The organism is Peribacillus sp. NPDC097264 (assembly GCF_050277925.1).
Taxonomy (GTDB): Bacteria; Bacillota; Bacilli; order Bacillales; family DSM-1321; genus Peribacillus.
This window is the reverse complement of the sequence record NZ_JBNNSR010000003.1, coordinates 81,681-94,373: the sequence shown is the minus strand read 5'-3', so window position 1 is coordinate 94,373 and position 12,693 is coordinate 81,681. Positions and strand designations below refer to the sequence as shown.

The following is a 12,693-nucleotide window of genomic DNA, read 5'->3' as shown; positions in this document are numbered from 1 at the left end:
AGATTAATATGAAGCAAAAATACCTATTCAAAAGGGTTCTATCTTACAACCATTATTGGACTACCGGTTGATTTAAAGGTAAAATCCTATGTGAATAGGCATTTTTTTGCAAGTTTCATTTTATTAGTAAACACGAGAGTCAGGTTAATCATAGAGCATTGCCTAACTATTCTATGGAGGCGACAAAAAAGTGAACAGAATATATTTAGATCATGCTGCGACTTCACCGATGCATCCGAATGTGATTGATAAGATGATGACGGTCATGAGCCATGACTTTGGGAATCCGTCGAGCATTCATGCGTTCGGGCGGGAAGCACGTCATGTTTTAGATGAAGCGCGTTCGAATATTGCCGCAAGTATCAATGCGGTACGGAATGAGATCATTTTTACAAGTGGTGGAACGGAAGCGGATAATACGGCGATTATCGGGGCTGCGCATGCGAATGAGAAAAAAGGCAAGCACATCATTACAACAGAGATTGAGCATCATGCGATTCTGCATACCTGTCAATTCCTTGAGAAGTCTGGCTTTGAGGTCACGTATTTACCTGTGAATGAAGAGGGCCTCATTTCGATTGCTGATTTAAAAGCGGCATTGCGGGACGATACGATTTTGGTTTCCGTCATGTTTGGCAACAATGAAGTGGGTTCGATCCAACCGATTGCTGAAATCGGACAACTCTTGAGGGAGCACCAAGCCCTTTTCCATACGGATGCGGTGCAGGCATATGGTTTGATTCCTATCGATGTCCGGGAGCTGGGCGTGGATTTATTGAGTGTTTCCGCTCATAAAATCAATGGACCAAAAGGAACCGGTTTCTTATATATGCGTGATGGATTGAAGTTCGCCCCTCATTTATACGGTGGGGAACAGGAACGGAAACGGCGCGCGGGTACGGAAAGTGTCCCGGCGATCGCTGGTTTTTCCGAGGCCGTGTCCATTGCCCAAAGTACGATGAAGAGTAAAACGGAGCAATACAACTCTTTCAAAGACGTATTGCTTGCCGTTTTTGATAAGGCAGAGGTACAATATGAAATTAACGGATCGAGGGAGCACGCGCTTCCACATGTGTTGAATGTCAGTTTTCCTGGTACGAATGTTGAATCGATGCTCGTGAATTTGGACTTGGCCGGCGTCGCGGTATCAAGCGGATCTGCTTGTACGGCGGGGTCCATTGAACCTTCGCATGTTTTGGTCGCGATGTTTGGAAAAGGCTCGGAGCGGACGAAGAATGCGATTCGTTTCAGCTTTGGTCTGAACAATACCGAGCAGGAAGTCAGGGAAGCGGCAGAAATAACCGTGAAGATCGTTAAAAGATTAGTACAACAATAAATTTTTGTAAATAGATGAGGTGACAGAATGAAGAAAGCACCACAAGACACCCGCGTCGTCGTTGGGATGTCAGGGGGCGTCGATTCTTCTGTGTCTGCCCTGCTTTTGAAAAATCAAGGCTATGACGTGGTCGGGATTTTCATGAAAAACTGGGATGATACGGATGAAAACGGGGTCTGTACAGCAACGGAAGATTACAATGATGTGATTGCGGTTTGTAACCAAATCGGAATTCCTTATTATGCGGTCAACTTTGAAAAGCAGTATTGGGATAAGGTTTTCACATACTTCTTGGAGGAGTACAAGGCGGGCCGGACACCGAATCCGGACGTGATGTGCAATAAGGAAATCAAGTTCAAGGCTTTTCTTGAGCATGCGGTGAGCCTGGGTGCCGATTATGTGGCGACAGGTCACTATGCACAGGTCAAGTACCAAGATGGCGAGTACAAGATGCTTCGCGGCGTGGATAATAATAAGGACCAAACGTATTTCTTGAACCAGTTAACGCAAACGCAGCTGGAAAAAGTCATGTTCCCTCTTGGACATATCGATAAGAAGGAAGTCCGTGAAATTGCGAAGGAAGCGGGTCTTGCGACGGCAACGAAGAAAGACTCAACCGGTATTTGCTTTATCGGGGAACGGGATTTCAAAGGCTTCTTGAGCACATATCTACCGGCACAGCCTGGTCAAATGACCACGATGGACGGAAAGGTCATGGGTACACATGATGGCTTGATGTATTATACAATCGGTCAGCGCCACGGCCTTGGTATCGGTGGAAGCGGCGAACCTTGGTTCGTAGCGGGTAAAGACTTGAAACGCAATGTTTTATATGTGTGCCAAGGCTTTAACAATGATGTGCTTTACTCTGATTCACTGAAAGCCGTGAAGATGAGCTGGGTTGCCGAACACATGCCAGCCACTGAATTTACGTGTACGGCTAAATTCCGGTACCGCCAAGTGGATAGCGGCGTTTCGGTGAAAGTCCTGGAAAACGGGGATGTCGAAGTCGTATTTGACGAGCCGGTCCGGGCAATTACGCCAGGGCAATCCGTCGTATTCTATGACGGTGAAGTATGCCTAGGCGGCGGTACGATTGATGAAGTGTTTAAAAAAGGTGAAAAACTGACCTACGTAGGGTAAAATAAGCATGTCCCCAGCTGTATTTGCGGTTGGGGATTTTGTTTGCATTGTAGAAAGACCTAAAATGGTCTCAATGATATACATAAAAAAATGTGATAGCATATGCTATATACTTTTCAATAAAAAATGGAGCGTGAATTAGGATGGATAAGAATCAACAAGGTATTGAGTTTATGCAGCAAGGAAAATATGAGGAAGCGGCGAAGGTTTTTAATGAGGCAATTGAGGAAAACCCGACTGAGCCAGTTGCTTACATAAACTTTGGAAATGTGCTGACTGCGGTTGGCGAGACGGATAAAGCCGTTAAGTTCTATAAAAAGGCAATCGAACTCGATGAAAATGCAGCGGCTGCTTATTATTCATTAGGGAACTTATATTACGAAGTGGATTCAAAGTTGGTTGAAGCGAAGGATATGTTTGAAAAGGCAATCCGTTTGGGACTTGATAACAGTGATGCTTACTTTATGCTTGGACTGACATTGATGGCGTTGGACCAGCCGAAATTGGCGATGCCTTATCTGCAAAGAACGGTGGAATTGAGTCCCGAAGATGTGGATGCGAGGTTCCAATTTGCGCTTTGCCTGGCCAATGCGGAATTATATGATGAGTTAATCAAACAGTTGAATATTGTGGTGGAACAAGACCCTGGTCATGCGGATGCCTATTATAATCTAGGTGTGGCATATGCAGGGCATAAGGAAGATTCCAAGGCTGCCATCGGTTATTTTGAAAAGGCACTGGAAGCACAGCCAGATCATATGCTAGCGGCCCATGGTAAGAAGCTGATGGAAGAAATGGCTGCTGAATAAATAGAATGGAAAAAAGCATGGGAAGGGTGGGGAGAAGCGTTGGCTCAGCAGGATTCGATGGATTTGTTTTCTGAAGAGAAGATGTTTATGAAAGGCCGCCATTTGGTGACGATTTTTCATAACGAAGATAATATGTATTCGGTTGTCAGAATCCGTTTGGATGAAACAAATTTGAATTATGATGAGAAGGAAGCGGTCGTTACCGGGTATTTTCCGAGGATGCATGAGGACGAGGTGTATATATTCTATGGGGCCCTGAAGGAGCATCCCAGGTTTGGCCTTCAATTCCATGTGGAACAATTCCGGAAAGACCTTCCCCGATCCAAGGAAGGCGTCGTCAGTTATTTATCCGGTGAACTATTCAAGGGCATCGGGAAAAAGACGGCCGAGAGCATTGTTGAAAAGCTGGGGGAGAATGCCATTTCCAAAATTCTGGCCCAGCCATCCATTCTTGATGATATTCCGAAGCTGACAGGTGAAAAAGCGAAGAGCCTTTACGATACATTGGTCGAGCACCAGGGCCTCGAGCAGGTGATGATTGCCCTGAATCAATATGGCTTTGGTCCACAGTTATCGATGAAGATTTATCAAACGTATAAACAGGATACCGTCACGATGCTTCAGGGGAATCCCTACAAACTTGTGGAGGATATAGAAGGGATCGGTTTTGGACGTGCCGATGAGCTTGGCCACCAGCTAGGCATTTCAGGCAGCCATCCCGATCGCATCAAGGCTGCCTGCTTATATACGCTTGAATCTCAATGCTTACAGGATGGAAACATCTACATAGAGGCCGAGCAGTTATTAGAAGCCGTCAAACGGTTGCTAGAGGAAAATAAGCGGGACCGAATAGAGTTTACGAATATTTCCTCGGAAATAATCGAATTGACCGAGCAGGGCAAAATTATTGTTGAAGACCAACGAATTTACTTGCCGTCCCTCTACTTTTCGGAGAAGGGAATCGTAGCGAACATAAAGCGCCTGCTAGCCCAAACGGAGTATGAAGACCAGTTTCCGGAATCGGAATTCCTACTTGCGCTTGGTAAGCTGGAAGAACGGCTCAATGTGTCCTATGCTCCTGCTCAAAAAGAAGCGATCCAAACGGCCCTCCAATCGCCAATGTTGATTTTGACGGGTGGTCCAGGTACGGGGAAGACGACTGTCATTAAAGGAATCGTCGAGTTGTATGCGGAACTTCATGGGGTTTCGATGGACATCCACGATTATAAAAAAGAAGGGGCAGATCCTTTTCCATTCGTCCTTGCAGCCCCTACAGGTCGAGCGGCAAAACGGATGGCAGAGTCCACTGGACTTCCGGCGGTGACCATTCATCGATTGCTTGGATGGAACGGAAGCGAGGGTTTTGCTCATGATGAAGATAATCCACTCGAAGGACGAATTGTCATCATTGATGAAGTGTCCATGGTGGATACGTGGCTTGCTCAGAAGTTATTTAAAGCGTTGCCGGAAAATGTCCAGCTGATTTTGGTGGGCGATGAAGATCAGCTTCCATCGGTGGGACCAGGTCAAGTGCTCAAGGATCTGCTCGGGTCAAAGTGTGTGCCCACTGTCAGTCTTGAACATATTTACCGTCAGGCAGATGGTTCATCTATCATTGAACTCGCTCATGATATTAAAAAAGGCCGGCTTCCTGACGATGTGACGAAGCAGCAGGCGGATCGCTCGTTCATTCGTTGTCAGACCGGACAAATCGCTCAGGTGATCGAGAAAGTCGTCGCGAATGCCAGGACGAAGGGTTTCACGGCCAAGGATATTCAGGTGCTGGCACCGATGTACCGGGGGCCTGCAGGAATTGACGCTTTGAATAAGATGCTGCAAGAAGTATTCAATAGCAATAAGGATGAAAAGCGTCGCGAAATCAAATTCGGTGATGTCGTCTACCGGACGGGTGACAAGGTTCTCCAGCTGGTGAATCAGCCGGAGGAGGGCGTCTTCAATGGAGATATGGGTGAAATCGTCTCGATTCTGTTCGCGAAGGAAAATACGGATCATGTAGATAAGGTGATCATCTCGTTTGAAGGCATTGAAGTGACCTACACGAAGCAGGACCTGAACCAGATTACGCACGCGTATTGCTGCTCAATCCATAAATCACAGGGAAGCGAATTTCCGATCGTGATTTTACCTGTCGTGAAAAGTTACTACCGGATGCTACGCCGGAACTTATTGTATACAGCGATAACGCGAAGCAAAAGTTTCCTGATTCTGTGCGGTGAAGAAGATGCTTTCCGCCTGGGTATCGAGCGCAACGATGAAATGCGCAGGAAAACGACCTTACTTGAAAAGCTCCGGGAAACCTTGGATGGGGATTTCCTTACGAAGGAAGTTGCCGGTCCGGATGATAAGGCAGGAGTGCCGGAACATGAGGAAAGCTATCTTGATGTACTCCTGCATGCTGATCCGATGATTGGTATGGGTAATGTTACACCCTATGATTTTATGTAGCCGAAGATTAAATCTTCGGCTTTTTGTCTAGATTTAGTTTATAACTCATAGTTTTAGTGGAATAAATATAGAATGTAATTATACTTAGAATCAAAATAAGGGGGAAACAGTATGAAAAAGGGTTGGTTAATCGGACTAGTAGTCGTGGTCCTGCTTATCATTTTTGGCGCGACTTCCTATAACAGCCTCGTCAGCAGCAGTGAAGATGTGGACAATAAGTGGTCACAGGTGGATAACCAATTAAAACGAAGGGCGGATTTAATCCCGAACCTTGTGGAAACGGTAAAAGGTTATGCTTCACATGAAACGGAGGCCATTAAAGCGGTCAGTGATGCCCGTGCGAAGTTAGCCGGTGCCAATACTACCGAGGATGCAATCGGTGCTGATCAAGAACTGAGCGGGGCCTTGAGCCGTCTCTTGGTGGTAGTGGAGAAGTATCCAAATCTTAAGGCTAATGAGAACTTCAAAAGTCTTATGGATAGCTTGGAAGGAACGGAGAACCGCTTGACTGTGGCGAGAAAAGATTATAACGACCAGGTCACCTCGTATAACAAGGAAATTAAACGTTTTCCAAAGAACATGATGGCAGGTGCATTTGGCTTTGATACGAGACCGTATTATGAAGTGAGTGAACAAGACAAAGAAACACCAAAGGTTGATTTCGGGAGCGATAAGTAATGAAAAAACTTGCTGTGTTTGCGCTCCTTTTCCTTTTCACTTTCAACTTTGCAAACGTAGTCGCAGCAGAACCGAATATCCCAAAACCAGTAGGTGACATCTATGTCCAGGACTTTGCCGGCGTATTGAATGATCAGGAAAAGGCCGAGTTAATTGAGTTGGGAAAAAGGTTGGAGGATGCCAGCAAAGCACAGGTGGCTGTGTTGACCGTCGATTCCATGGAAGGCTCTGAAATCGAAGAATATTCTGTTGAGGCTTTAAGGTCATTCAAACTCGGCGATGCGGATTTGAACAATGGAGTCCTTATTGTCCTCGCCCTCGAGGAAAAGAAAATTCGGATTGAAGTGGGGTACGGATTGGAAGGGGCCATTACGGATATCCAATCTGGACAGATATTGGACAATGTGGCCATTCCGCATTTGAAGGCGAATCAATACAATCTTGCTCTGACTGAAACATATAAGGCCGTCTATAATGAGGTTTTACAAGAGTACAATCTAGGGGAAGACTTTTATCAAGATTATGCCGTTCAACCGGAAGAAAACACTCAGCTATCGGGCATTCAGATTTTCCTCCTCATCATCGTAGCGATCATTGTGGTCTTTTTGGATGCTAAACTTTTCAAAGGATTTTTCCTTCAAACCTTACTCAATATCCTCTTGATGTTCATCAGTCGCGGAGGCGGAGGGGGCGGCCGTGGCGGTGGCGGTCCTCGAGGCGGAGGCGGAGGAAGCTCGGGAGGCGGAGGTTCCAGCAGGGGTTGGTAGAAAGGCAGGACCGGGAAACCGGTCTTCAGAGTGTAGACAAAAGGGGGTCGGAATTATTAAGTTCCGCTCCCCTTTTGAAATTCCTTTCGAATCTTCGCCTAAACTTGCCATGTCCAATTGGGCATCTTCCATACATTCAGGGCAGCCTCCATTTTAAGAACCAAATGTTCGATGCCACCAGTTGATTTTCCCGTTATCATATCAAGTCGATCTCGCTGAATAGATTCGTATTTAGAAAAAGTTAAAACAAAGTTGATTGGAACGGAAGGTACGAGACTCCTGCGGGAAAAGCGTGTCTACGGGAGACCCCGCAGGCGAAAGCCGAGGAGGCTCGCGGACCGCCCGCGGAAAGCGAGTACCTGGAGTGGAAATCAACGTCCACATTGTACAAGCCATAAAAAAGTATAGACAAACTCGATTTTTATAGAGTTTATCTACATTCTGAGGATCGGGAAACCGTTTTTTTTTGCTGAAAAAAGGAATGGAAAACCTTTCAGTACATCTAATGGAGGGGAGGAAGAAATACTAAAAATGTTCGGAGGGGCGGGATGACTTTGCGGACGTTTTCTGTATTGAAGGGGTTGCCGGTCTTTACTGCCCAGGGTGAGAAAATCGGGATGGTTCACGATTTATCACTATCAGATGCTGGGCTGGTGAACGGTCTGGTCATCCATCGGCAAGCATTATTCAAGAAGGAGCTTCTTCTGGCACTGGAAGATATCTTTTCCTTTGGTCCCGATGGGGTCGTCCTGCAGCAGGATATGACACCAAAGAAAATGATGGACGATTCCATCTGGTTTTCAAAGGATGAGGTAGTGGGTCGTATGCTTCTTTCAGAAATGGGCGACGAGCTAGGCTTACTGCAGGACGTATATTTTCTGGAAAAAATGGGCACGATTATAGCGTATGAAACAACGGATGGTTTTTTCTCGGAATCGACAGTGATTGAGTCAAAACAACCACCTACTTTAGGGAAGGATGCCATCATTGTTTCAGTTTATGAACAGTGAGGTGTCCATTTTGGAAATACAATGTCCGAATTGTCGCAGTAAGGATGTCGGGAAAATTGGCGTAAACCAATTTTATTGTTGGAATTGTTTTATAGAAATGACCATTTCTGAAGGTTTGATCAACACGCATCAGGTCGAAGAAGATGGAAGCTTAAGTTCTTTGGATGATTTGTTCGAGGAAAATGACCGCCGCTTCAAATGTAATTAACGGAAGAGGTGCATGTTATGGCTAGACGATTCATGAACATGATGAATTCTAAAACGATAAACAAAAAAATGAAGAGAATTCGAAAGAAAATAAAATCGATGCTCTAACCCATTTAAAAAGCGATGTAATCATATTGATTGCATCGCTTTTCTAGTAAACGGGTATGAAAAAACCTTCCCCTTCGAATAATAAGTGGGCTAGGGAGGTGGGTAAGGTGAGTATTCGCATGAAATGGTTTTATCGACTCGGTTTTTTGTTGCTCTTATTTTTCATCATCTATATTTTTATGAAACTGAAGCCTATGTGGGGGCCCGTTGTTACGGTGGTTTTAACAGTCCTACTGCCATTTTTCATCGGAGCGTTCATTAGTTACTTGCTGCATCCGGTCGTGGAATTCCTGAATAAAAAAGGGATGCGCCGTTGGCTATCGATTGTGATTATTTATTTGGTTTTTTTCGGAGGGATCGGATTTGCGGTATATAAGGGAATTCCCATAATGACCAGTCAAGTACGGGAACTTTCGGAGAGTGTACCGGAACTGGTTGAACAATATCGGAGCAGGGTGGAAAAGCTTAATCATCAAACCGCAGACTGGCCGTTCGGGATCCACGAACGATTCGAGGAAGGCGTTGTCCTTTTTGAAAATTGGTTAAGTGAAATGCCGGAAAAGCTGATGGACTTCGCCTTGAAACTATTCGATTTCGTACTTTTAATTGGCATCATCCCATTCATCGCTTTTTATATCCTGAAAGATTTTGCTTCTTTAAAAAGGATGGCCTGGTACATGACGCCGAAAAGGTGGCGCAAGCAGGGCCGTGCCTTTGTCCAAGATGTCGATGCTTCTCTTGGGGGATATATCCGGGGACAGATTATCGTATGTGCTGCGATCGGCGTGATTTCATCCTTGCTGTTTTGGATCACCGGGATGGAATATCCTTTATTATTGGGTGCAATCATCGGGATAACGAACGTAATCCCTTATTTTGGTCCCATCATCGGGGCCATTCCAGCGGTCATCATAGCCGCTACCATTTCTGTCAAAATGGTGATCATCGTCGTTGTCATCGTGGCCATCCTGCAATTTCTTGAAGGGAATATTTTGTCGCCACTCATTGTCGGGAAAAGCCTTCATATGCACCCACTTTTCATCATGTTTGCCCTCCTGGCTGGTGGTGAGGTAGGCGGAATTATTGGAATGGTGCTTGCGATCCCGATTTTGGCCATTTTGAAAGTTTTCGTGCAGCATGCCAGGGTTCATTTCAGAAAGGAGCCGCCGCTTATTGACAAATAAAACTCTTGTGAATATAATCCAATACATAAGATAATTCGTTGAAGGACGAAGTATGCTGAAGACCATCTAAAAGAGAGGCATCCCCTTAGGCTGAAAGGGATGGCGAGGTGAAGAGCAGCAGAAAGCTAGTCCGGAGAGCAGTTAATACCTGCCGTCTTGCCGCGTTAAGGCATTTATGAAGGTGATGGACAAGGTGTTTTTGTGTCCATAATCAGGGTGGTACCGCGAGTTGACTCTCGTCCCTGTTTTTGGGATGGGAGTTTTTGTCGTGCGCAAAATTACATATTTTTTAGAGGAGGATATATAGATGAAGTATTTAACTGGTGCTCAAATCCGCCAAATGTATTTAGATTTCTTTAGTGAAAAAGGTCATAATATCGAACCAAGCGCGTCATTGGTTCCGCATGAAGATCCATCATTGCTTTGGATCAATTCCGGGGTAGCCACATTGAAAAAATATTTTGATGGACGGGTGATTCCTGAAAATCCAAGAATTACGAATGCTCAAAAAGCAATCCGTACAAATGATATCGAGAACGTGGGGAAAACAGCACGCCATCATACATTCTTTGAAATGCTTGGTAACTTCTCCATTGGTGAGTACTTTAAAGAAGAAGCGATCACATGGGCTTGGGAATTCCTGACCGACGAAAAGTGGATTGGTTTCGATAAAGAAAAGTTAGCCGTAACGATCCATCCGGAAGATGAAGAAGCATTCGAGATTTGGAACAAGAAAATCGGCATTCCTGCTGAACGAATCATTCGTCTGGAAGAAAACTTCTGGGATATCGGTGAAGGTCCGAGTGGCCCGAATACGGAGATTTTCTATGATCGTGGACCTGAATATGGAGATGACCCGAATGACCCAGAATTATTCCCAGGTGGCGAAAATGAACGTCATTTAGAAGTCTGGAACCTTGTTTTCTCTCAATTCAACCATAATCCGGACGGTTCTTACACACCGCTTCCAAAGAAAAATATAGATACAGGCATGGGGCTTGAGCGTATGGCTTCTGTCGTGCAGAATGTAGCAACCAACTACGACACGGACCTCTTCACGCCGATCATTCATGCGGTAGAAGAAATCGCCGATGTGAAATATGGTGTCGATTCCGAGAAAGATGTGGCATTCAAAGTCATCGCCGACCATATCCGGACAGTGGCATTCGCTGTTGGGGATGGGGCACTTCCATCCAATGAAGGAAGAGGTTATGTATTACGCCGTTTACTGCGCAGAGCGGTTCGTTATGCTAAGCAAATCAACATCAACCGTCCATTCATGTTTGAACTTGTGACAGTGGTGGGAGAAATCATGAAGGATTTCTACCCAGAAGTTCTCGACAAGAAGGACTTCATTGCGAAAGTGGTCAAAAATGAAGAAGAACGTTTCCATGAAACGCTTCATGATGGTCTTGCAATCCTTTCTGAAGTCATCAAGAAGGAAAAAGAAAAAGGCAACACAGTCATTCCTGGTAGCGATGCATTCCGTTTGTATGATACATACGGCTTCCCGATTGAGTTGACGGAGGAATATGCGGAAGAAGAAGGCATGACAGTTGACCAAGATGGCTTCGCAAAAGAGATGGAAGCGCAACGCGAACGTGCACGTTCTGCTCGCCAAGATGTAGACTCCATGCAAATCCAAGGTGGAATATTAGGTGAGATTAAAGTCGAAAGTGAATTTGTCGGATATGAACAAGCTTCAATTGAAGCGAAAATCGTAGCCATCGTGAAAAATGGTGAGCTTACGACGGAAGCACATGAAGGCGAAGATGTACAGGTAATCCTGGATAAAACGCCATTCTATGCGGAAAGCGGCGGGCAGATTGCCGATAAAGGAACGCTTGTGAGTGAATTGGTGAAAGTGGATGTCCTTGATGTGCAAAAAGCACCGAATGGCCAAAACCTACACCGTGTCACGGTTACGGCGGGTACATTAACAACTGATGCAACAGTCATGGCAGCGGTCAATCAAGAAAACCGTATCCAGATTACGAAAAACCACACGGCTACACATCTTCTACACCAAGCTTTGAAGGATGTCTTAGGAACGCATGTCAATCAAGCCGGATCGCTTGTACAAGCGGAGCGCCTTCGTTTTGACTTCTCACACTTCGGTCAGATTACGGCAGAAGAAATTGAACAAATCGAAACGATTGTAAACGAAAAAATTTGGCAAAGCTTACAAGTGAATACGGAATATAAAAATATCGAAGAAGCAAAAGCGATGGGTGCGATGGCCCTATTCGGTGAGAAATATGGCAAGATTGTCCGTGTCGTTCAAATAGGCGACTATAGCCTTGAGCTATGTGGTGGTGTCCATGTACCGAATACAGCAGTGATCGGCTTATTCAAAATTGTTTCTGAAAGTGGCATCGGGGCGGGTACACGCCGGATTGAAGCCGTTACAGGAGCGGGAGCCTACAACTTGATGGCTGAACAGATTCATGTATTGAAGGATGCAGCGTCTAAATTGAAAACGAATATGAAGGATGTTCCTGCAAGAATCGAAACCATTTTGGCGGATGCTAAAGAACTTCAACGTGAGAACGACAGCCTTGCTGCTAAATTAAGCAATATCGAAGCGGGAAGCCTTGTTTCGAACGTAAAAGAAATCAATGGCGTGAAAGTCCTTGTGGCCAAAGTCCAAGCTACTGACATGAATAATTTACGTGCGATGGCAGATGAGTTAAAACAAAAACTTGATTCAGTCATTATCGTGTTGGGATCGGCTCAAGGAGATAAAGTCAACTTAATAGCCGGCGTTACGAAAGATTACATCGATCGCGGTTTCCATGCAGGTAAATTGATTAAAGAAGTCGCTACACGCTGCGGTGGCGGAGGCGGTGGACGCCCAGATATGGCACAAGCAGGTGGGAAAGACCCAGAAAAATTGGATGCGGCACTTAATTTTGTTGAAGAATGGGTCCTAACGATTTCATAATCAGTGAAAAGTGTTGTACAATGAGGTAATGATGGAATTCT

10 protein-coding genes and 1 other annotated feature are annotated in these 12,693 nt (G+C 45.2%); all 10 genes read left to right on the top strand.

Annotated features, from left to right (window positions below):
* Positions 1-190 precede the first annotated feature (190 nt).
* Positions 191-1,336 carry a cysteine desulfurase family protein gene (locus tag ACQKL0_RS05775; RefSeq protein ID WP_427686598.1) on the top strand — a complete coding sequence of 382 codons (1,146 nt, stop codon included), beginning with the start codon at positions 191-193 and terminating at the stop codon, positions 1,334-1,336.
* 27 nt (positions 1,337-1,363) lie between these two features.
* Entirely contained in the window at positions 1,364-2,479 is a 1,116-nt protein-coding gene (mnmA, locus tag ACQKL0_RS05770) for a tRNA 2-thiouridine(34) synthase MnmA (protein WP_402986370.1), read from the top strand.
* 143 nt (positions 2,480-2,622) lie between these two features.
* The gene (locus ACQKL0_RS05765; protein WP_402869717.1) at positions 2,623-3,288 is read left to right on the top strand and encodes a tetratricopeptide repeat protein; all 666 of its coding nucleotides are present in this window, start codon (positions 2,623-2,625) and stop codon (positions 3,286-3,288) included.
* A 39-nt stretch (positions 3,289-3,327) separates the two neighbouring features.
* Positions 3,328-5,754 carry an SF1B family DNA helicase RecD2 gene (gene recD2 / locus ACQKL0_RS05760; RefSeq protein WP_427686596.1) on the top strand — a complete coding sequence of 809 codons (2,427 nt, stop codon included), beginning with the start codon at positions 3,328-3,330 and terminating at the stop codon, positions 5,752-5,754.
* A 111-nt stretch (positions 5,755-5,865) separates the two neighbouring features.
* On the top strand, positions 5,866-6,432 hold the full coding sequence (locus ACQKL0_RS05755) for a LemA family protein (protein ID WP_402869713.1): 567 nt from the start codon (positions 5,866-5,868) through the stop codon (positions 6,430-6,432).
* The gene (locus ACQKL0_RS05750) at positions 6,432-7,199 is read left to right on the top strand and encodes a TPM domain-containing protein (protein ID WP_427686594.1); all 768 of its coding nucleotides are present in this window, start codon (positions 6,432-6,434) and stop codon (positions 7,197-7,199) included. Before ACQKL0_RS05755 ends, ACQKL0_RS05750 begins: the two co-directional genes overlap by 1 nt.
* Before the next feature lie 548 nt (positions 7,200-7,747).
* Positions 7,748-8,209 carry a PRC-barrel domain-containing protein gene (locus ACQKL0_RS05745; protein WP_427686592.1) on the top strand — a complete coding sequence of 154 codons (462 nt, stop codon included), beginning with the start codon at positions 7,748-7,750 and terminating at the stop codon, positions 8,207-8,209.
* Positions 8,199-8,417 (top strand): hypothetical protein, encoded by a 219-nt coding sequence (locus ACQKL0_RS05740; protein WP_402869707.1) that lies wholly within the window; start codon positions 8,199-8,201, stop codon positions 8,415-8,417. Before ACQKL0_RS05745 ends, ACQKL0_RS05740 begins: the two co-directional genes overlap by 11 nt.
* Positions 8,418-8,631: 214 nt before the next feature.
* On the top strand, positions 8,632-9,708 hold the full coding sequence (locus ACQKL0_RS05735; RefSeq protein ID WP_427686590.1) for an AI-2E family transporter: 1,077 nt from the start codon (positions 8,632-8,634) through the stop codon (positions 9,706-9,708).
* Positions 9,709-9,737: 29 nt separating this feature from the next.
* Positions 9,738-9,955 (top strand) — a binding site (T-box leader).
* 60 nt (positions 9,956-10,015) lie between these two features.
* Entirely contained in the window at positions 10,016-12,652 is a 2,637-nt protein-coding gene (gene alaS / locus ACQKL0_RS05730) for an alanine--tRNA ligase (protein ID WP_427686588.1), read from the top strand.
* Positions 12,653-12,693 lie beyond the last annotated feature (41 nt).

Bases quoted from the DNA above. Each gene is read 5' to 3' on its own strand.
- ACQKL0_RS05740 (WP_402869707.1), top strand. From the start codon at position 8,199: ATGAACAGTGAGGTGTCCATTTTGGAAATACAATGTCCGAATTGTCGC.
- alaS (WP_427686588.1), top strand. From the start codon at position 10,016: ATGAAGTATTTAACTGGTGCTCAAATCCGCCAAATGTATTTAGATTTC.
- ACQKL0_RS05745 (WP_427686592.1), top strand. From the start codon at position 7,748: ATGACTTTGCGGACGTTTTCTGTATTGAAGGGGTTGCCGGTCTTTACT.
- ACQKL0_RS05755 (WP_402869713.1), top strand. From the start codon at position 5,866: ATGAAAAAGGGTTGGTTAATCGGACTAGTAGTCGTGGTCCTGCTTATC.
- ACQKL0_RS05765 (WP_402869717.1), top strand. From the start codon at position 2,623: ATGGATAAGAATCAACAAGGTATTGAGTTTATGCAGCAAGGAAAATAT.
- ACQKL0_RS05750 (WP_427686594.1), top strand. From the start codon at position 6,432: ATGAAAAAACTTGCTGTGTTTGCGCTCCTTTTCCTTTTCACTTTCAAC.
- mnmA (WP_402986370.1), top strand. From the start codon at position 1,364: ATGAAGAAAGCACCACAAGACACCCGCGTCGTCGTTGGGATGTCAGGG.